Genomic DNA, 20,480 nt, shown 5'->3' with positions numbered 1-20,480 from the left:
CATGGACCTTGATTTGCAGGGAAGGATAGAGCGTTTCACCCTGCCGGAGATATTCCAGTTGATTGCGTCGGGACGTAAGTCCGGAACGCTGGGGATTCAGAAAGAAGACTCGATAGTCATGGTGTATTTCCGGGAAGGTGAAGTTATCTATGGATACGGTCCCAGACAGACGTATCACCTTGGACAACTGCTGAAAAAACGCGGCATCATTAATGATAAGCAGCTCGATGAGGCGATCAACGTGCAGGCTCGTACCGAGAACACCAAGCGTCTCGGCGAGATCATGATTACCCGCAAGCTGATCGATCGTGCCGATCTCGAATCGGTTGTCAAGAGTCAGGTCGAAGAGTTGTTATACTCACTCTTGTCCTGGGAGACCGGTTCGTTCAAGTTCTATGAGAACCAGTTCCCGACCGACGAAGAAATCACCGTACGGCTTTCGGTTGAGAATGTCATACTCGAAGGACTCCGCCGAATCGATGAGCGGAACTGGCTCAACGAGACGTTGCCGGACATGAATCATGTTTACACGATATCCGCTTCACAGGGCGGGCGACGTCGCGATGTCGCCATGCAGGCCGATGAATGGAATATCATGGCGCTGGTCGACGGCCGCCGGACACTCGAACAGGTGGTCAAGCTCAGTCCGGTTGACCGCGAACGCTCACTCAAGACACTAGCGCAGCTCAAACTGGCCGGTCTGATCGTAAAAACTGATCGTGAACCGGAAACTGCCTCACCGCAGTTAGACAAAATGGTCAACCGCCTGGCGGATCTGTTCGAGGGTTATCTGACAGCCAAGAGCAGTAATCGTCTGAGAGATCGCCGGGTAACCACGGTTGTGGAGGAAGTCGATTGAGTCGGGTCGAAACGCTCAAGCGCCTCGAGACCATGATCGAGGATTTTCTGGATCAGGCTACGGCGCTCAAGGATGAACGGCTGACCGTACTCGGCGGGATGAATCGGCTCGATGACCTGGCCCGAGCTTCTACCGATGGGGTCGATGTCAGCGACCAGGTAGCTGAATGGTTCGCCGACCGCCGGGTTTGGCCGGACGGTGGCCTGTTGCGGGAATCGGATCGGACGCGTATTTCCGATATGCTTGACCGAATCGGACAGGAAATCACCAAAACTACCGGAGATTCCCCTGCCGGTCGCAAGGTCAACGACATTATCACCCAATGGCTTAAGTCGGGACCCGTTCCGGGTGATGCCCTGACACTCCGTCGCGGACCGGAAGAGGTTGTGCGCCAGGAAGTTGACTCAATCAAGAAGTTCCGCCTCATGTTGGCCCGTTTGACTGAAAAATTCGATGATCACGCTTCCGGCAAGGATCATCTGCTGTCGGCGCTGGATCGAAGCCTGAAACAGGCTGTCGAAAACCATGACAGAGAGGCCTTGCTTTTGTCCGCTTACATTATATATTATCTGCGGCTCGGCAAGTATATGGTGGAGCCATACGTTAAAAGGCTGAAAGAAGCCGAGAAGCTCTTTTCCGGAAAGGAGAAGTCCTGATGCTTAATCCTGCGGAAAAGGCTTATTGCGAGGCATTATTAGCCCTTCGACGTAAAGAATACCAGCGTGCCGCCGAACAGTTCGATAGAGCGGTCCCGTTTTTCCGCAAAGATCAGGAATTTAACCTGTTTCGGGAAACAACGCGACTGCTGTTGACTGTTAAGGAAGAACTGGCAAGGTTGGAAAAACAGAACGAACTGCAGATAGAGGAAGTCTTCACCGATGGCTAAAAAACAATCGTTTTCCGATAAGGCGAACAAAAAGAGCCATGAGACTGTTTGTCCGGTCTGCTCCGAAGTAATCCAGTTTGTCAAATTTGTCAAACCGGTTAAGAGCGACAAGGGCGGTTGGAAGATGCGGGCGCAGAATGTCGGCATCTGCAAGTGCAATCAGGCGGAATACAACTACTAGCACTTATTCGACCAGTCAGGTTTCAAAACCCTCCTAATATCCGGGAGGGTTTTCTGTTTGGGGGAGGTTTGTTATTCGCTATATTAGAGTACTGTCATGTCGGAGTTGCACAATCAACAGACGGGTGACGCCGCCGAGACCAAAGGATCGTCCACACGAGCTTACCTGATAGCTTACTATGCGGTTCTGGTGGTCCTGCTGGCCGGTGCCTTTCTACCACAATACCGAGTGTGGGGAATCAACGTCTGGAGTCATAAGTCACTTTTTTTACCGTTGTTCTGTTTTGGGCTGGGAGCGGTTCTGCCGTGTCTGTTAATGCCGTTGCAGATGCGATGGCGAACGGATATTTCCGGCCCGTCCGGCAGCACCGTGTGGCTGACGTCAGGTTCGATCTCAGCCGGTCTGATCGCTCTCTTTTATTTTCTCAGAGCGCGTTCATTTTATCTGGGAGATGGATATACTGTCCTCTCGTTGTTGTCTGAGGAAGTCCCCCTGGTTAAAAAACGTGACCTGGGTGAAGCACTCATCCATGTCTGGATCAAACATCTCTCCGGCCGCGAGGGAGAAGCCGGAGCCCTCTTCTCATTTCAGGCTATTTCCATGGGCGCGGGTGTAATCGCTCTTGCTTTGCTGATCTGGTCCGGGTGGAAACTTTTCAACTGCGGCTGGCAGCGGATCGCTTTCCCGTTAATTACCCTGTCGGGCGGATTCAGCCTGCTCTATTATGGTTATGTCGAGAATTACTCGGTATTTGTTACGACGGTGCTGGCTTTCGGTGTCGTCGGCCTGCTTATTTCCACCGGGCGGATAAGTCGCTGGTGGGCAATTCTCCCGGCCGGCCTGGCTGTGCTTATGCATGTGTTCGGTGCGGCTCTCATTCCGGCTCTGATATATCTGTTGTTCAGTGATTCACCGGCGGGGGATCGTATCGCCCGTTCGGATATAAAGACTAAAACGCTGTTTATCATTCTGGCCGTAGTCAGTATCGCGGCAGTGTTTTTCCATTTCTATTTCAAGATTTATTATTTCCGCTTCTCACTCATTCCGTTGGTTCCTGATCGGTTCACCGTTGAAGGTTACTGGTTGTTTTCGTTCAAACACCTGCTGGACACCTTGAATCTCTTGCAGATACTTCTCCCGGCACTGGCTATTACGATTGTCCTTTTCATCAAAGCCGGGCCACGCTCACTCATGCAACGACGTGATTATCGTTTCCTCCTGATTTTCTTCGCCGGGGCTTTCGGGGAAATTTTTATTTTCGATCCGAAGCTTGGGATGGCTCGCGACTGGGATCTTTTCTCACTCGTCGGAGTACCGTTGGCTCTGTTCGCCGCCTGGCTGATCTTAGATCTGAAGATCAGGCGGACGCCGAGATTTCTTCTAATAGGGCTCATAACCGGATTGGGTTTCCTGGTGCTGATTCCGAGAGCACTCAATCAAACCGACATTAATGTCGGTTTTACCTGGTTCGAGTCATACACCGAGATGGATTTAACCAAGTCCATGTATGCCCGTTCATTGATTCATGACTATTACGAAGAACGCGGCGACAGTGTCGGAGTCGATGCTGCTATCCAGCGATACAAAGAAGACTACCCCTGTTGGGTCGCTAACCGTGAGGGGCTTGCGTATAAGAAGATCGGTAACTGTGACAATGCCATTCCTCTGTTCGAGCGAGCCATCAGTCTGCATCCGTTATATGCCGCGGCTTATACTAATCTGGGAGTATGTCTGAGGGATCGAGGTATGTTGGATAGTAGTCTGGCTATGCTTCAAATAGCGGCGGCCTTGAATCCATACAATGCGACCATTGCGAAAGAAATGGGGTCCGTATTTTTCCATAAAGGAAATCTGGACGAAGCAGAAAAGCACCTGCATGATGCCCTCGCCATTGATCCCGATAACACCGATGCCATGACCGGTCTGGTTCAGGTTTATTCGCGGCAGAAGAAGACTGATTTATATCTGAAATATCTGCATCGTCTGGTTTTAAGACCAGATGCTCCCATGCAGGCTTTCAAGGAACTTGCTGAATACTATGTCACTCAGAAAAACTGGCCTGTAGCCGGGAAACTATATCGAGAAGCTATAGACCGGGGACTTGATACCACCTATACCCGAATCCTGCGCGAGCAGGCCCCGCAACTCGGGCTGTAGTGGTTCCACCGTGATAATCTTCGCTGATTATAATTAAACGAGTTCACTCTCAGCTTGCCTAAGTGACCGTTTTTCGGTAACTTAGCCGCTCACCTCGGCGGTATGAGAAGTCTCTGCCCGATTATGAAAGGCATCATTACCCTAGATGGCAATTAACGCGGATATATTGGGCGAATTGCTCTCTCTTCTCTGTGCGGTGGCTTGGGCCGTCGCGGTGGTGTTGTTTCGCAAATCGGGCGAAACGGTTCATCCAATCGGGCTTAACCTGTATAAATCGCTCCTTGCTACCCTCTTTCTGGTCCCGTCTATATTGATTTTCGAGAGGGATATGCTGGGCAATATCGCCGCGGTCGACTATGTGATCTGTTTCATCAGCGGAGTGGTAGGGATTGCCGTTTCCGACACTCTTTTTTTCAAAAGCCTGAATCGTCTTGGTGCCGGTCTTTCGTCGATCGTTATGTGTTTGTACAGCCCGTTCATCATTATTCTGTCAATGTTCTGGTTGTCCGAGTCGATCAGTTTCCGGCAATGGCTGGGGACACTGTTGATCGTGTCGGCGGTCGCTTCAGCGGTAAGTAAACCGACCGACTCCGATCTCGATACCCGATCCGTCATGATTGGACTTCTTTGGGGTGTCGGTTACCTGTTCACCAATGCTATCGGAGTAGTGCTGGTGAAACCGGTGCTTGATCGATCTCCCGTGATGTGGGTAACCCAAATGCGCATTGTCGGTGGAATCATCTGTTTGCTCCCGATGCTCTACTGGCATCCGCACCGCAGAGAAATAGTCCGCACTATGTTTGCCAAAGTGGGGCGCGTTTACACTATTACCGGATCGTTCATCGGTTCCTATGTGGCCATGATTCTCTGGATGGGCGGGATGAAATATACCACCGCCTCGGTGGCCGCGATCCTCAATCAGATGTCGACTATCTTCATCTTTATTCTGGCAACGGTTTTTCTGAAAGAAAAAATGACTACATCCCGTGTTGTTGGCGTAATTCTGGGTGTGGCTGGAACCATATTCGTAATGTTTGGATAGAATCATGATCGATTTTAAGACTGAGATAATTACGGGCGTCGAGAGGGAAGACCTTCTCGAAACAGCCGATGAATTCACCATACCGGCCTGGCCGGAATTCATGCGCAAAGACCCTGTTTCCAATCGACACTGGAGTGATATATATCGCTGTTTCCCGGCCTATCAATTCGTTATGACACGTACCGACACCGGCGCGATCATTGCAGCCGCCAATTCGGTGGCGCTTCGTTTTGAGGGAACTCCCGAGGAACTCCCCGAAACCGGCTGGGACTGGGCAATGGAGGAGTCGGTCAAACAGCATAACGGCGGCATTGCTCCCAATCTGCAGTGTGCGATTCAGATTGTCGTTGATGTCGCTTACAAGGGCGTTGGCCTGGCCGGGGAAATGGTTCTGGCCATGAAAGCGATCGGACGCCGCCATGGCCTCAAGGCTTTAATCGCTCCCGTGCGTCCCAACAACAAACATCGCTGGCCGACCGTCTCTATTGACGATTATATAACCTGGCGGCGCGAAGACGGTCTTCCGTTCGATCCCTGGCTGCGTGCCCATGAGCGACTCGGCGCGAAACTCATCAAACCCTGCCATGAGGCGATGACTATTCCCGGAACGGTGAGCGACTGGCGGAGTTGGACCGGGCTGGCGTTCGCCGGAACCGGTTTGTACCTTGTGCCCAAAGCACTCGTCCCGGTCAAGATCGACCTGGAGCAAAATCACGGACTGTACGTCGAACCGAATGTCTGGATGTGGCATCCGCAGGAATAAGACCGATCTTCGGGATATGGAGTCGGCCGGACAACAATTCGATCCGCCGCGGCGAACTATCGGCGTTCCTCGCGAGTTATTGGATATGATCGAAACTGTTTGATATGCTCAAATAGGACATTACTTATCAATAAGAAATCACTGAAAAAAGTCTTTCTGCCGACCACGAGGAAAGAAATAAAAGAACTCGGCTGGGATCGGCCTGACATAATACTCGTTACCGGCGACAGCTATATTGATTCACCCTTTGTCGGGGTGGCCTTGATCGGTCGTCTTCTCGAAGCTGAGGGATTCCGGGTCGGCATAATCGCACAACCGGATCTCGAGTCAGACAAGGACATCGGTCGATTAGGACAGCCGCGTTTATTCTGGGGAGTGACGGGCGGTTGTATCGATTCGATGGTGGCCAACTACACCGCACTCAGGAAACGGCGCAAGTCCGATGACTACACCCCCGGCGGGATCAACGACCGACGCCCGGATCGCGCCGCGATTGTCTACAGCAATCTCATCCGACGATACTTCAAGAAAAGCGCTCCCATCGTTCTCGGCGGTCTCGAAGCAAGCCTTCGCCGCGTCGCCCATTATGATTTCTGGTCCAATCGCATCCGGAAGTCTATTTTGTTCGATGCCAAAGCCGATTACCTGCTCTACGGCATGGCCGACCGTTCGACCATAGCGCTGGCTCATGCCCTGGAAAAGAGAGAGGACCCGCATTCCATTCGGGGACTTTGTTATATCTCAAAGGAACCGGAAGAAAACTATCTGCGGTTGCCGTCGTTCCAGGAAGTCTCTTCCGACCGGGTCGCTTTCGTAGGCATGTTCAAGACCTTCTACGATAACAACGATCCTGTTTCGGGAAAAGGACTCTGCCAGCAGCAGGACGCCCGGTATCTTATTCATAACCCACCCGCTGAGTATTTATCGCAGGAAGAACTTGATTGGCTTTATACGCTTCCTTTCACGCGCGATCAGCATCCCCATTATGAGAAACAGGGGAAAGTCAAAGCGCTGGAGACGATCCGTTTCTCCCTTGCCGGTCATCGCGGTTGTTACGGTGAATGTAACTTCTGCGCAATTACCGTCCACGATGGCAAAACAGTCCGCTGGCGATCTCCGGATTCGATTCTTTCCGAAGCTCGTGAGCTGACTCGCCATCCAGCCTTCAAGGGGAATATCTACGATGTCGGCGGACCGACCGCCAATATGTACGGTTTCGAATGCGAACGTAAGCTCAAACACGGAGCTTGCAAGAATAAGCGCTGTTTATTCCCGAAGATATGTGAACGACTGCCGATTGATCACGGACCTCAAATCGATTTACTGAAACATTTGCGTCGACTTAAGGGAGTAAAACGAGTTTTTGTGGCTTCCGGTTTGCGTTATGACATGATCGTTCACGATAAGAAGAATGGATCTCGTTATGTCCATGAGTTGGTCGAGCACCATGTCTCGGGTCAGTTGAAGATTGCCCCGGAGCATGTCGAGGGCCGCATTCTGAAGCTGATGGGCAAGCCGGCCGGGGATTATCTGGAGTCGTTTCGAGCGATGTTCGAACAAGCCACTCGTGCGGCCGGGAAGGAGCAGTTTTTAACTTACTACTTCATTGCCGCCCACCCCGGTTGTACCGATGAGGATATGTTGATCCTGAAAAAATACATCGGCAGTCACCTTAAGATAAACCCGGAGCAAGTACAGATATTTACGCCGTTGCCTTCAACCTGGTCGGCGGTTATGTATTATACCGAGATGGATCCTTTTACCGGCAAGAAGCTGGCGGTACAGAAACATCCCGACGGTAAGCAACGCCAGAAAGATATCCTGCAGAAAAAACCGCATCGATCCCGCCCCCGCCGCTAGTGAAGTCATACGCCCGACATTCCGCGAGGCGTCGTAGGTTGTGTTCCATCCGGTGGCCCACCCGTCCACGGGTGGGAATTGCGGCCGAGTGGCCAACCTGTCCACGGGTGGGATAAATCTGAAAGTTTCGGACAAAGGTGCCCCACCCCTCGGGTGGGATTTCGTGGGTGTAGCAACAACACAATGGCATGTCTCGGAGAGACATGCCCTACTGCAGGGGCCGACGAGACGTCTGCCGCCCACCAAAAACGGGCGACTTTGTGTCGTTTGTCTTCGTCGTGTTTGGAATGATCAATGCGATTTATGAATACGCCCGCTAGCGCGTCAAACGTTCGATAATATCGGCAACCTCAGGATATGCACGGGTTAGTCGCTCGCATTCACCCGCCTCGTAGTCATCGTAATCGAATCCCGGAGCCATAGTGGTCCCGAGCAGAGCATAAGCACCGCCCGGATTGAGGAACATCCCCTGCCACACCCCTTTGGGTACGACCACCTGTACTTGCTGGCCGTACAACAGGTCCTGTCCGAGACGAATCTCACGACTGGAGCCGTCGGGATAAAGCTGCAACATCGTCACCGGATCACCGAGGTAGAAGTGAAAGACCTCATCGGTCGGGAGCCGATGCATGGCCGAGAACGTGTCCGGTGTCAGGAGATAATAGATTGCCGTCGAATACGCTTTGAGGGTGCTGTGCCAGGCCGCGGAATCCTTGGAAGCGAATTCATCCGAGCGATAGCTCTCGACGAAATAACCTCCTTCAAGCGGATGCGGTTGCAGATTGAGCAGCTTTATTATCTCTTCGGCGGTCATATAGATTCCTCAGTTGGAGCTCGGTATCTTTCAACCGAAGAGGACAGCCGCAAGGCTGTCCTCTCAATGTTGTTTTGAATATAGCGGTCCGATGCTATTTCATCAACAGCATCTTCCGCGTTTCCGAAAACTGACCGGTCTGTATCCGGTACAGGTAGACACCGCTGGACACCGGCACGCCGCTGTCATCCGTACCGTCCCAGACGACCTCATGCGGACCGGCGGAGAACAAACCCTCGGCTACGATTGCTACCTGTTGGCCCAGAATGTTATAAACCGCAAGGGTGACCTGACCGGCCTCGGGCAGATTGAAACTGATCGAGGTGGTCGGGTTAAACGGATTGGGGTAGTTCTGCGAGAGTTGGAACTCACCCGGAATCGAACTGACTGCAGACAATGCGGCCAGCTCGACGCGCGAACCGTTGCCCTGCCAGGTCAGATTGAGGTCCACCGGTTGATCGTCGATCGTAACGATCAAGCGATCCCCTTCGACCGGATACTCGGCCGTAGCCGGATCGGCCAGGTCGCGACCATACACCGGCGTGAACTTAAGAGTACCGTCGTTGTAAACGCCGCTGCCGCAAAGGACGTCGTCGGATGTGTATAGCTTGATCCGGCTGCCGTCGGCCAGCGGTTCATCGTTAAGCGCTAAATCGTGACCGTACACGGCCATGAAAGAGCGTGAAGTGGGCAAAGTCTGAGTCTTGGCTGCCGGCAGCGGTTGGTTGGCTACATAGGTACAATCCATCGGGAGGTAGAAAAGGTATGCCTGCGCGGTGGATTTAATCCAATAGCCGTATCCGGGATTCATCTCGTTCAGTGTATTGTGCAAAGGATCGCCCGGGATATAAACCTGCATACCGTCGTCGAAGCCGTATACAACTTCGAGAAAACCGGCAAGTGAGGCCAGGGCATCGGTCGGCAAAAGGGAAGTTGAAGGCCAATAGCCGACCAGGTTCCATCCGGGATAGATCGGAATCCCTTCCCAGAAATAAGGATAAATGTCAAGGGCGCAGACCTCGAAATGCACCGGTTCAGTCAGACGAATCCAGTACCCGTAATCGAAATGAACATGGTTAAGGGTGGAGAATTCGGGCAGGGTCGGTACGTACATCAAACCGCCCTGGTCAAACGCCATGACGACATCGACGCTGTTTTCGAAAGGTTCCAGGAAATCCTCAATGGGACCGGAATAGAGCACATTCCACGAGATCAGATGCCATCCCGCTTCCAGGTCGAATTCCTGGCAACGCCCGTAGTCGAAACTGCAAACCTCGATGTAGTCGCCGTTCTCCGTCCAATAGACCGGTGAATAAGTGATTAAGGTTTGATCTCCCACCGTGAACGTGAGACGATCTCCGGGTTCAGCTCCTTCGTCGACATCGGTGAATATATCATCGCCGTAGACCAGCAGAAAACCGAACTCACCGTTGGCCCTGATTTCACCGGCGCCGCACAGCACTCCGTCGGGATCGTACACATAAAGCATCTCGCCTTCGGGAAGGAAACCGCTGTCGCCGATGAAGGCATGTTCGCAATAGAGACTGACCCAGGTGTCGGTTGGAATGATGCCGCTATCGTAGCCTGGTTCAGTCGGACCGAATTCCACCACCGACCAGTAGAGGTGCAGGTCTTCGTCGTTGGGCAGTGAGTTGTTCCATTTTCCCGGAGGACGCCGAGGATCGGTGTTGGCCGGTCCCCAGATAGACAGCGCCGTTTCGATGCCGACATTGTTAGGTTCGCCCGGCGCCCAGTTGGTGAAGTCCCAGGGTTCGTCGGTCATCCATTGCCAGCCGTCGAAATCTCTGCCGCCCAGCCAGAACAATTCATCGTTGCAATTGGTCGACCAGCCGTCGAGCACCTCATCCATGATGAAATCGTTTTCTTCCTGTGAGGTGATCGTCGCCAGGTAACCGGCTTGATTTTCTATCGACATGCCGCGAGCGATTTCATCCGCCTCGACCCAACGATAGCACAAAGGCAAAATACCGTACCAATGATCATTACCTCCCTCGGAGACCGGCCACTGGACAACATTGACCAGACTGTCGGGGGGAATGATATCGGTAATGGTAAAGCAGTACGGTCCGCCCCATTGTGGGATTATCGTAGCCGTTGCTGTCGCCCACTTCCATTCACCGGCCGGTGGATAGTAGCAGGAATCAAGGCATATCTGGGTTTCATCCAGATAGGATGTGATCGGACCGATCGTGATGCGATAAGACTGAGCATCGAACTCGGCCGGCATGCCGGTGCCGAACATACGAAATCCGCCGAAACCGACCGTGTCGGCGCCCTCACCGGTGACGCCGAATTCGTTAATAAAGAATCCTCCGTCGAACAGAGTTTTGCCTATCGGTCCCAGGGTATCGGCCACGGTGGTTCCCCAGGTCAGACTATCGCCGTAAATACGAAAGCCGTTGGTGATGCCATACGTCGGATCCGTATTATTGGTGACATGTAGATAAAACTCGATAGTCTCACCCTGCGGCAGCACGTTGCCCGAGGCCGCCGGTAGTACCTGATCCAGATAAATAGACTGTGCCGTCAATGTTGGGGTGATACCGATCAGGATCATGAGCACAAGATACGCGAGCTTGGTCTTGGACATAGAGCGACCCTCCGTTTGGGTTTATAGATATTCCTTCCTGTGATTACAAGTCATCGCGTGATCAATTAATCATCTGTTAAAGTATAACCACAGCTCCTTTATCGGTCAACCGAAAAGCCACTTTGGTTGTGTGATCGTACTTCTCGATTAATACGCGCAGTAGTTGCGTCAGCCGTTCATAGGCCGGTGACAAGTAAAGACTGTTTGACAAACTTAAAGGTGTACGTTATATATAATTAAGGAGAATCACAGGACGTGACACCCCCTCACCCAGCCTGCCTCAGCGATGTCAGATCAAGAAAAAGCTTAGCAAAGGGTTTTGCTATTAATTTATTTTTTCCAAGGAGTAATTCATGAAAAACTCAATCTTCGTATTAGCCGTTGCGCTGATACTGGTGGTGGCGATGGCCGGCGAGAGCATCTCGCGCGGCACGCCTGTCAGTTATCGTGATCCTGCGTGTCAGGATGGTGATGATCATACCTGGGGTGGTGAAAACGGACTCATCCCCGGCGGATGTCTTAACTCGACCGCTGCGACCGGCTATTTCCCGATTGATTTCCTGATCAACGCTTTCGGGGATCGGAATCTTCGCAGTGTGATCATTATCGGGATCATTGGCACGCCGATAACGAGCGTGACCGACACCAACAGGGATGCGACTACCACTAGTAACAGAGGCAACTGAATATGGCAAAGGACTCACGCGTTGGCGATCAGTTTCGTCAGGCCATGCTGCATTACATCGCAGCTTTGACCGTAAGGCGAGACTTTGCCGGCGTTGTCGCCTATTACGAGTCCAACCGACATACTTTGGCGACAACGACCGACGCGATGACGGGAGAAATCCTGCATCACGCGGCTCGTGCCTTTGCCTCCCTCTCTCAATACCCGCAAGCACTTAGAACCGCCCGAACGGCCCAGACCTGCCTGGCCGCTGACGGCGACAGCATCCATCTCGCGGAACTGTTCGTGACTCTGGGCGGCATACTCAGAGACATGGGTGAGATAAGGGAAGCCGAAAAGGCATTCCGTGACGCAGAATCAATTTTCCGTCGCTATGACTGCCCCGAGGGTCAGAGCCGCGCGCTCAACCTTCTGGCGGGGCTGTTCTATCGTCAGAACGATTACAAAAACGCGCTTAGCGCACTTATGGACGCGATCAAAATTGCTCGCGATCTGAAGGATCAACGCAAGATAGCCTTCATGATGGGCAACATCGGTCGTATTTACACTTTCACCGGAGATTTCGTAGAAGCTAAGAAATACCTCCTGACCAACATTGAACTCTCAGCCGAATTGGGCGATAAGTGTGAGGAAACTCGCGCCAGAATAGCTCTGGGCTATGTCATGCTTCAACAGGGCGACTACGAGACTGCCCGCGCCACTCTCGACGAGGCGCTGAGCCAGGCCGAGAAACTCGAAATGTATCACGATGTGGTCATTTGCCGAACCTATCTGGGTGAACTCCAGTATCGGATCGGCCATTACGATGAATCGCTCGGTACGCTTCATACTGCCCTTGCCGAGGCAGCTGCTCTGTCTTCTGATAGTTCGTTGCTGGGGCGGGTACTGCGACATCTGGCTGAACTGGAAATGCTTCAGAACAATGTTCGTAGCGCCAAGCGTTTGGTGGCCAAGGCTACAACGATAATGGAAAAGACCGGCAATCAGGTCGAGGTCGGTGCTTTGCTGAAGCTCAAAGCACTCATTGCCGCCTCTGAAGGCCATGTCGAACAGGGCCGGATACTCATGAACCGAGCCATATCCGTACTTTATGATACCGGGGTTCGATTCGAGATGGCCGATGCCCGACTCGCAGCCGGGAAGAGCGGATTGTATGATGACCGCCATCGTCTGACTCATCTTTTCCATGCTGAAGAATTCTACAGCCAATATCAACTGACTCACCGGCTCCGTGAGGTGCAGGAAGCGATTGCTCGTATCGAATATGATCCTTCGGGAAGGAAGATCGAACCGATACATCCGGCACATCCGGCGAACGATGTCGACTATCTGACCAACAATGCCGATCTGCTGCGCTGGAAAAAACAACTGGAGGCTGTAGCTCAGTCCGATCTCCCGCTGTTGTTGACCGGCGAAACCGGCGTCGGCAAGGATCGCATGGCACGCTATTACCATTCGATCTGTCGTCCCAATAAACCGTATGTGGCGGTCAACTGCGCTGCGATACCGAAGAACCTGCTCGAATCCGAGTTGTTTGGCTATGCTCGTGGTGCCTTCACCGGCGCCGACAGCCGGAAACAGGGTTTGTTCGTAGCGGCGAACGGCGGGGTATTGTTGCTGGATGAAATCGGCGATATGCCCCTGGAACTGCAAACCAAACTGCTCGGTGTTCTGGAAAGCCGCAAAGTGGTGCCGCTTGGCACTACCCATGAAGTGGAACTCGATATCCGCCTCGTAGCGGCTACCAACCAGGACCTCGAAAAAATGGTCGATGAGGGGACATTCCGTCGTGATCTCTATTACCGTCTCATCGGTTTCGGTTTCGAGATTCCACCGCTGCGGAAAAGGAAAGAGGATATCCCCCTCTTGATGCAGCATTTCATGACTCGATCCGGTTTGCTGGAAGAAGGTGAAAAACCATCGCCGCAGTTGGTTCAGCATTTCATTCGCTACGACTGGCCCGGGAATATCCGGGAGTTGGAGCACCAGATTAAGAAACTCGAGGTGATGGCTGAAATGGTGGCCGATGGCGACCTGCTCGAATTGTCACGCTCGATTTTCGCCGTCGAACAACCTTCTTCAACCGGTTCGTTTGCCGAACAGGTTGAGCAGTTTGAACGGCAGTTGCTGGTGGAAGCACTGATAGCAGCCAACGGCAACAAATCCGAAGCGGCCCGCCGACTGGGAATCCACGAAGCGACCGTGCGGATGAAATTGAAGCGGTATGCCATCAGTATTGATGGCGATGGCTTGTTGCAATGACAACAACGACCTGACTGAACGGCGCGAGCGCGGTGTGATCCGTGTTCTCATATAGAATGCGGGTGCTCCGGCTGCTCCGGTCGTAAGGTCGTACGATATCGATACATTACTCCTTGGTGGCGGTAATTGCTTGTTAATCAGGCGGTTACCGCCTTTTCTACGCCTTGATTCGTATATTCGTACGAATCATGTCTTCGGCAATATCTCGCAGGGAGATGGGCTCGCATAGCTATCTTATTGTCGTAAAATGAGTTGCCATGCCGATTGCGAACGCTGTTACAGTGATGGCATACCGCTTGCTGAAGAAATGAACGTCATTTTTGCTCTCTGAGCGCTGTTGCTTGTGCTTGGTTTGTTCTTTTCTCTTTGGTCGAGCCTCTCCGCACTCGAGGGGGAGTGCGGAAGGCAGTCCTTACACGGGCAGTGTTCCTTCCTGGCTCTCAGGAACACTGCCCCTTCCTTTTGTGGTCCGTTTAGTAACCCATAGATAAATACGGCTGTAGAGCAGGCGACGCAAGGCCGCCGCTACGCGAGGTTAAGGCACTCTATCGCGTAGCCCGGGGCTTGTCTCCCGGGCGACTAAATTCGTGCCGAGGTTTTTCAACAATCCCTACTGGGAGAACGGTTTTTTCAACGCTCCCTTTCAGGGCAATTCTATTGAGGGACATCAGATAATCGTTTTACAATCCGGGAGCGGTTCACTATAATTGCTTACCATGTCGGACTATGCTCTTGGTTTAATAGAAACATTCGGTCTAGTCGGTGCGATCGAAGCTACCGACGCAGCCTCAAAGGCGGCGGCGGTGACGGTGACGTCTGCCGAATTGACCCCGAGTGCATTAATGACCATAAAGATCGAGGGTGAACTGGGAGCAGTTCAGGCGGCGGTGGAAGCGGGAGCAAAAGCAGCTCAACGCATTGGCTATCTGGTGGCAGCGCATGTGATCCCGAATCCGGACGATGAACTGGAGCACATGATCCCGCCGCGTCGCTATGTATCCAAGTATCATCCCGGTGATGATCGTCCGCGTCTTTCACCCGGGCCGCCTCGTTCCAGACCTCCTGTCAAGCCTGCAGGAGCAGGCGCTCCAGCCCAAACCTCGTCAGGGATACAACCACCGGCGATCTCCGTACCAAAACGCACCGAGAAAGCGATGACCGTTACGGATCTGGCCAGTCTCACGGTAGTGGAATTACGTCGCCTGGCACGCGGACTGGCCAGGATAGACATGGCCGGGCGTGAGATATCCAAAGCTAACAAGAAAACTCTAATCGACGCTATTAAACGCGTCCTCGATATGGACTAAGGATATGTTTATCGGCAGAGTAGTCGGCTCTCTCTGGGCCACACGTAAGACGGCCAACACTCAGGGGATGAAATTTCTCATTGTTCAGCCTTACAACCTGAACAAGACTCCCAACACCGACACCGTCGTCGCGGCTGATATTCTCGGAGCCGGTGAAGGTGAGATGGTCATGGTGGCTTACGGCCGTGCTGCCCGTGTAGCCGTTGGTAACGAGAATATGTCGATTGAAGCGGCCGTGATCGGGATTATCGATGAATACGAGGTATCGCCGGAGCTTTATCACGGTGATCTCGATCCCGACAAGATCCGCTTCAAGAAGACCTGAACCGAGGTTGTGAACAACACCTGTTGTTTAATGACGGTGTCCCACCTCTCGGGTGGGATATTCGAATGATCGGTGCCACCCTCGGGCAGGCCCTCGCAGGTCAGGACCCTTGCAACCTGACAACCGAAAGCCGAAGGCGCTTGCAGGTCAGGTTCCTTGGAACCTGACAACCGAAAGTCAAAGACTTAGGATTGCTGTTATGAAAAACATAAAATGGTACTACATTCTGGCTGTCGCTCTGGGACTGGCGGCGGTGGTTGCGATCGTGTTCATTTTTATCCGTTCCGGCCGGATTGTCGAAAGACTCGGTGGACGGCGTTCCGTTAACGAGTTGGAGATGGAATAGGCGGAAACAGTGCCGCCCGAGCAGTCCGTAATTATCGGACACGATAAATCGTTCGTTTAGCGCGCAAGGAACTGCATGCATCCCATTGTTGAAAAAGTCAAAGAAGCGGGTGTGATCGGCGCCGGCGGCGCCGGATTCCCCTCCCATGTTAAATACAACACTCAAGTAGAGATACTCCTGGCCAACGGCGCCGAATGCGAACCCCTGCTCTATAAGGACAAGGAGTTAATGCGGCTTTTCACCGGTGAGGTGAAAAAAGGCATGGAAACGGTAGCCGAAGCGACCGGTGCTACTCGTTCGATTCTCGGGATCAAAGCCAAGAATGTCGAAGTAATCGGCCAATTCAAACAGCTCTTCGGCGGTACCCGTCACGAGATATTCCAGATGGGTGACTATTACCCGGCCGGTGATGAATACGTCCTCGTTTATGAGGCCACCGGGCGTTTGATCCCCTACGGCGGTTATCCGGTTAATATCGGTTGTATCGTGTCCAACGTCGAAACGTTGCTCAACGTCGCTTTATCTCAGTTAGGAGTGCCGGTCACCGAAAAGTTCCTTACCGTGACGGGAGCGGTGAAAGAACCGGTGACGCTTCGAGTCCCTATTGGTATTACGTTCGGTGAAGTACTCGAAATGGCCGGTGGGTCGACCGTACCGGGTGAGGTTACGGCTCTCGAAGGCGGAGCTATGATGGGAAGACTTCAGACTAACCTCAAAGCGCCCGTTACCAAGCTGACCGGCGGGTATATCGTTCTGCCTTCGGATCACTATCTGATCCGGCGGCGCAACCAGTCGATATCGGAGATCAAAAAAATCGGCCAGTCGGCTTGTGATCAATGCACTTATTGCACCGAATTTTGTCCGCGCTATTTGCTCGGGTATGAAATAGAACCGCACAAGGTCATGCGTACTTTGGGATTCGCCGGTGAGAAAGCCGACTACTGGAGCAAATTTGCCGTCAACTGCTGCGAATGCAATCTCTGCTCGCTTTTCTCCTGTCCCGAAGGCCTCGATCCCAAGCAGGCCTGCGTCCGCAGCAAGACCAATATCAAGCTCAAAGAGCTCCCTTACACACCACCCGACCGGCCGCTTAAAGCTCATCCGATGCAGGCGCATCGTAAAATCTCGATCAAGAAGCTGATACGTAAGCTGGATCTGGTGTCTTACAACCGTCCGGCGCTTTACCGCGAGGCAGAATATCATCCGACTCGAGTGGTGTTGCCGCTTAAGCAACACTTCGGCGCACCGTGTGAGCCGCTGGTGGCAGTGGGGGAGCAGGTTAGTTTGGGACAAAAGATAGGAACTATTCCCGAGGGGAAACTAGGGGCTGAGTTGCATGCCTCGATCAGCGGCAAAGTGACCGCAGTCAACGATTCGATAACTATTGAGGCGGAATGAAAATATGGAATATAACGCGATAGGACTCATCGAATACAGCTCGATTGCCAAAGGGATCGGATCGGCGGATGCCATGGTCAAGGCTGCTGCGGTCGATCTCGTGATCAGCCGAACGATTTGCAGCGGTAAATATATGAACCTGGTCGCGGGAGATGTGCAGGCGGTCAAATCGGCCGTTGCCGACGGTGAGTTGTTCGCCCGGGAGGCAGTGATCGGGACATTTATTATTCCGAACGTTCATCCCGATGTTTTCCTGGCTATGTCCGGCTCGACCGGAGTTGAGAAACTCGATGCCCTCGGTATTGTTGAATCGTTTTCGGTTGCCGCACTGATTGAGGGCGCCGATGCGGCGGCCAAAGCGGCCGAGGTGAAACTTATTGAGGTTCGTCTGGCCATGGCGCTTGGCGGCAAGGCGTTTTTTACCATGACCGGCGCCGTTGGAGCGGTACGGTCCGCGGTCACCGCTGCCGAAGAAGTTATCTCGCGTGAGGGTATGCTGGTCAACACGGTCGTGATCCCCTCACCGCGACCGGAACTGCTGCGGGATATTTTGTGAACCTGTAGGTCGAAACCCCTGTGGTTTCTACAACGAAATATTGGCATCTGAATGTCATTCCCGCGAAGGCGGGAATCCATCTTGAAAGACAAAGATGGGCCCCTGCTTCCGCAGGGGCGACGTGGAGAGTCGTTCCGGTTTGGGAAACCCACCTGAAAGGTGGGCCACCCGCACGAAAACGAAAAAAACGCACTGTTTGATATAGGACGCGATAATGTCACTTTCGGACTTTGAAATAGGCAAAATAACCGAAATCGTCGCCGGAAGAGTCGGCGCTAAACTCGACGCCAAAACACTGCGACAGGTAGTCGATCGGGTAGTCGATGCGATGAAAGCTCAGCAGGGAAATCCGGACATTAAAGGCGTAACTTGCGAGGTCCCGAGGTCTTCTTCCACGACCGGCCAACCACAGATGCCTCAACCGTCGCTGCCGCCCAGGGTTCTGCCGCCGGACGAAGCGATGATTGCCGACCGCGGCGGGCTTTACGAGCAGATTGAACGCTCCGACGGCACCCGCATCATCGTAGCCGCCTTTGGCAAGGATCGCCCCGGTATCGTGGCGGCCCTGACCCAGGTGTTGAGCGAGAACTCATGCAGTATCGAGGATATTTCCCAGAAGTTAATGCAGGAGTTTTTCAGCATGATCATGGTGATCAACATTGACAACTGCAAGGTCGACTTCGCCGCTCTGCGCGACCGCCTGGCCGCGGCCGAGGCGCAGTTCGGCATGAAGGTCTACGTCATGCACGAGGATATTTTCAAGTACATGCATCGGATATGAGTTCTAGTTCGGAACACCTGTCGGCTGATACCCGCAGTCGGCAAGTCTCGGTGGCCCATCCGTCCACGGGTGGGATGTGTAGCGCTTCCCGTGGGCGGCAGCCCTTACGGTCGGGCCTTGAGTTGACTCTTCCCGACTTCGTGGGTGGCAGACCTCCCGGTTTGCCCCTGTTGCAGAGTCGCATTCGTCCCATGGGCGGCTACTCCTATAGTCCGCCGCTTCGGTTCAACCGCGCACTAGGAACTTACGAAGGGGAAGAAGCAAGCGTGGCAAACCCATCTTCGTGAAATGGGAGTCCACTAACTCCCTATAATAGGGAAACGTTTGGAGAGGAAGGGAATACTGCGAGTAGAGGTGGAAGAACTCGCTTGGGATCAATTTGGATGTCGTGAGCCTAACGTGGTACTTCGCCTGAATGGTGGCGATATTCGATCGTCCGTTCCTGGTCTTAACGGTGTAGGCTACCTCAATCAGTGCGTGATTGTCGTTGTGCTCTATCACCTGGTAGTCTTCCTTAAACTGGAACTCCGGCCGATTGCCGATCTCATGGCGATGCAGGGTTGACCTAACCTCCTTGAGATAGATGTTGCCCAACTCGACACACTCCAATAGCGTCGCATACTCTGCTGGCGCGATCTTCTTCTTGGCCTGTTCCACGAGGCTATGCTGCTTCTGTATTGGTCTCATCGTACGCGCCCTTGCTACTGAATTTGCTCCCCGGCTGAGCGGCTGAATATATGTCCTTGAATGATCTAGGTACGATCAGCGCCGCTTCTGAGTTCGCTCGCTCGGCCATTTCCACGAATCTATCTGTCAAAAGCGCTGCAGTTGTATACCGTTCAAAGATGCAATTGACGAGTGCGTTCAAACTCTGGTTGTTTGATTGGGCTAACTCATAAAGGTGATTGTGAGTTGCTGGGGACGTCCGCACCATGAATTTGCCGCTTCTCTGGACAACACTCTCTCTTCTTGGCTCTGGAATAGGGATGTTGTTTTCATAGTAGTATTCAAACATCTCATTCTTCAATCCTTCGAAAGACTGGAGAGCATCCGGTTTAGTAGTACCTACACCATAAATTGCGGCTTCATCTAACTCCAGCGCAGTCGCCATGTAAATGAAATCGCCATCGTCCTCAACCCGCTTAATCCGAACATCGTAGTCCAGTCGCAGGTAGTACTCCAAATGGTGTCTGTTGTGTTTCACATCTATCCTCTTTGCGTCATGTAAATGATGGCTTCAATGTGTGGATAAAGGAACTTCCTGTAATCAAGTCTCCTGATCATGGGCTTGTCTCTGTGTTTTCCGTGAATCGTATGAACGGTAAAATGTCCGGATTGGCCCATCTGTTTCAGAATCGGATGGAAGTATTTTCTTTCCGAGCCGTGCCCTTTCTTCGTCGCAATTAGCTGAACTCCCAACTCAGTGACCATCAGTCTCTCTATGGGCTTCAATTCTAACTCCTTCTTGCCGGAGTTGTAGAACTTGTCAAATTCTGATTTTAGCTGATTCGTGTCTACCAAGTCCCACCCATACAGTTGTCGGCAAGAACAATATCAACATTAGCATGATATCAAATATAGTATCATTATTTGTTCTGTCAATAGCCTTAACGAAGCAATCATTACAATTGTTCATCTTTTTTTGTG

General features: G+C 52.6%; 21 protein-coding genes. 16 read left to right on the top strand and 5 right to left on the bottom strand.

What is annotated here, in order from left to right; translation table 11 throughout:
* The first annotated feature begins 1 nt into the window (after position 1).
* The 8 genes from PLF13_01055 to PLF13_01020 all read left to right on the top strand — a co-directional run bounded on the left by PLF13_01055 (position 2) and on the right by PLF13_01020 (position 7,748).
* Positions 2-859 (top strand): DUF4388 domain-containing protein, encoded by an 858-nt coding sequence (locus PLF13_01055; protein ID HOP05856.1) that lies wholly within the window; start codon positions 2-4, stop codon positions 857-859.
* Positions 856-1,515, top strand: a complete 660-nt coding sequence (locus tag PLF13_01050) for a hypothetical protein (GenBank protein HOP05855.1) — start codon at positions 856-858, stop codon at positions 1,513-1,515. Before PLF13_01055 ends, PLF13_01050 begins: the two co-directional genes overlap by 4 nt.
* On the top strand, positions 1,515-1,745 hold the full coding sequence (locus PLF13_01045; GenBank protein ID HOP05854.1) for a hypothetical protein: 231 nt from the start codon (positions 1,515-1,517) through the stop codon (positions 1,743-1,745). The genes PLF13_01050 and PLF13_01045 overlap by 1 nt, the downstream gene beginning before the upstream one ends.
* Positions 1,738-1,926 (top strand): hypothetical protein, encoded by a 189-nt coding sequence (locus tag PLF13_01040; protein ID HOP05853.1) that lies wholly within the window; start codon positions 1,738-1,740, stop codon positions 1,924-1,926. Before PLF13_01045 ends, PLF13_01040 begins: the two co-directional genes overlap by 8 nt.
* 96 nt (positions 1,927-2,022) lie before the next feature.
* The gene (locus PLF13_01035; GenBank protein ID HOP05852.1) at positions 2,023-4,083 is read left to right on the top strand and encodes a tetratricopeptide repeat protein; all 2,061 of its coding nucleotides are present in this window, start codon (positions 2,023-2,025) and stop codon (positions 4,081-4,083) included.
* 145 nt (positions 4,084-4,228) lie between these two features.
* Positions 4,229-5,125 carry a DMT family transporter gene (locus PLF13_01030; protein ID HOP05851.1) on the top strand — a complete coding sequence of 299 codons (897 nt, stop codon included), beginning with the start codon at positions 4,229-4,231 and terminating at the stop codon, positions 5,123-5,125.
* Positions 5,126-5,129: 4 nt separating this feature from the next.
* Entirely contained in the window at positions 5,130-5,888 is a 759-nt protein-coding gene (locus PLF13_01025; GenBank protein ID HOP05850.1) for a GNAT family N-acetyltransferase, read from the top strand.
* 99 nt (positions 5,889-5,987) lie between these two features.
* The gene (locus tag PLF13_01020; GenBank protein HOP05849.1) at positions 5,988-7,748 is read left to right on the top strand and encodes a YgiQ family radical SAM protein; all 1,761 of its coding nucleotides are present in this window, start codon (positions 5,988-5,990) and stop codon (positions 7,746-7,748) included.
* Positions 7,749-8,064: 316 nt separating this feature from the next.
* Here PLF13_01020 and PLF13_01015 read toward each other — a convergent pair whose 3' ends face one another.
* Together PLF13_01015 and PLF13_01010 are read right to left on the bottom strand one after the other, a co-directional pair.
* On the bottom strand, positions 8,065-8,562 hold the full coding sequence (locus PLF13_01015; GenBank protein HOP05848.1) for a cupin domain-containing protein: 498 nt from the start codon (positions 8,560-8,562) through the stop codon (positions 8,065-8,067).
* A gap of 94 nt (positions 8,563-8,656) precedes the next feature.
* Positions 8,657-11,173 carry a T9SS type A sorting domain-containing protein gene (locus PLF13_01010; protein ID HOP05847.1) on the bottom strand — a complete coding sequence of 839 codons (2,517 nt, stop codon included), beginning with the start codon at positions 11,171-11,173 and terminating at the stop codon, positions 8,657-8,659.
* 353 nt (positions 11,174-11,526) lie between these two features.
* Here PLF13_01010 and PLF13_01005 point away from each other — a divergent pair, with 353 nt between their 5' ends.
* From PLF13_01005 to PLF13_00970, 8 genes are all read left to right on the top strand, one after another.
* On the top strand, positions 11,527-11,859 hold the full coding sequence (locus PLF13_01005; GenBank protein ID HOP05846.1) for a hypothetical protein: 333 nt from the start codon (positions 11,527-11,529) through the stop codon (positions 11,857-11,859).
* A gap of 2 nt (positions 11,860-11,861) precedes the next feature.
* Positions 11,862-14,120: a sigma 54-interacting transcriptional regulator gene (locus PLF13_01000; protein HOP05845.1), complete on the top strand. Its 2,259-nt coding sequence runs from the start codon at positions 11,862-11,864 to the stop codon at positions 14,118-14,120.
* A 716-nt stretch (positions 14,121-14,836) separates the two neighbouring features.
* Complete coding sequence (locus PLF13_00995) at positions 14,837-15,427, top strand: BMC domain-containing protein (protein HOP05844.1); 591 nt, start codon at positions 14,837-14,839, stop codon at positions 15,425-15,427.
* Positions 15,428-15,431: 4 nt separating this feature from the next.
* On the top strand, positions 15,432-15,752 hold the full coding sequence (locus tag PLF13_00990) for a EutN/CcmL family microcompartment protein (GenBank protein ID HOP05843.1): 321 nt from the start codon (positions 15,432-15,434) through the stop codon (positions 15,750-15,752).
* A 199-nt stretch (positions 15,753-15,951) separates the two neighbouring features.
* Positions 15,952-16,098 carry a hypothetical protein gene (locus tag PLF13_00985; protein ID HOP05842.1) on the top strand — a complete coding sequence of 49 codons (147 nt, stop codon included), beginning with the start codon at positions 15,952-15,954 and terminating at the stop codon, positions 16,096-16,098.
* Between the two features lie 75 nt (positions 16,099-16,173).
* Complete coding sequence (locus tag PLF13_00980) at positions 16,174-17,496, top strand: 4Fe-4S dicluster domain-containing protein (protein HOP05841.1); 1,323 nt, start codon at positions 16,174-16,176, stop codon at positions 17,494-17,496.
* Between the two features lie 4 nt (positions 17,497-17,500).
* Complete coding sequence (locus PLF13_00975; protein HOP05840.1) at positions 17,501-18,052, top strand: BMC domain-containing protein; 552 nt, start codon at positions 17,501-17,503, stop codon at positions 18,050-18,052.
* 460 nt (positions 18,053-18,512) lie between these two features.
* Positions 18,513-18,833: an ACT domain-containing protein gene (locus PLF13_00970; GenBank protein HOP05839.1), complete on the top strand. Its 321-nt coding sequence runs from the start codon at positions 18,513-18,515 to the stop codon at positions 18,831-18,833.
* 225 nt (positions 18,834-19,058) lie between these two features.
* Here PLF13_00970 and PLF13_00965 read toward each other — a convergent pair whose 3' ends face one another.
* The 3 genes from PLF13_00965 to PLF13_00955 are packed head-to-tail and all read right to left on the bottom strand — an operon-like array spanning position 19,059 to position 20,354.
* Complete coding sequence (locus PLF13_00965) at positions 19,059-19,490, bottom strand: hypothetical protein (protein ID HOP05838.1); 432 nt, start codon at positions 19,488-19,490, stop codon at positions 19,059-19,061.
* Between the two features lie 4 nt (positions 19,491-19,494).
* The gene (locus PLF13_00960; GenBank protein HOP05837.1) at positions 19,495-20,037 is read right to left on the bottom strand and encodes a toxin-antitoxin system HicB family antitoxin; all 543 of its coding nucleotides are present in this window, start codon (positions 20,035-20,037) and stop codon (positions 19,495-19,497) included.
* Positions 20,038-20,039: 2 nt separating this feature from the next.
* Positions 20,040-20,354 carry a hypothetical protein gene (locus PLF13_00955; protein ID HOP05836.1) on the bottom strand — a complete coding sequence of 105 codons (315 nt, stop codon included), beginning with the start codon at positions 20,352-20,354 and terminating at the stop codon, positions 20,040-20,042.
* Positions 20,355-20,480 lie beyond the last annotated feature (126 nt).

The organism is Candidatus Zixiibacteriota bacterium (assembly GCA_035380245.1).
GTDB lineage: Bacteria > Zixibacteria > MSB-5A5 > GN15 > FEB-12 > DAOSXA01.
Note: the sequence above shows the minus strand (reverse complement) of the source record. Positions and strands in the feature narration are given on the sequence as shown.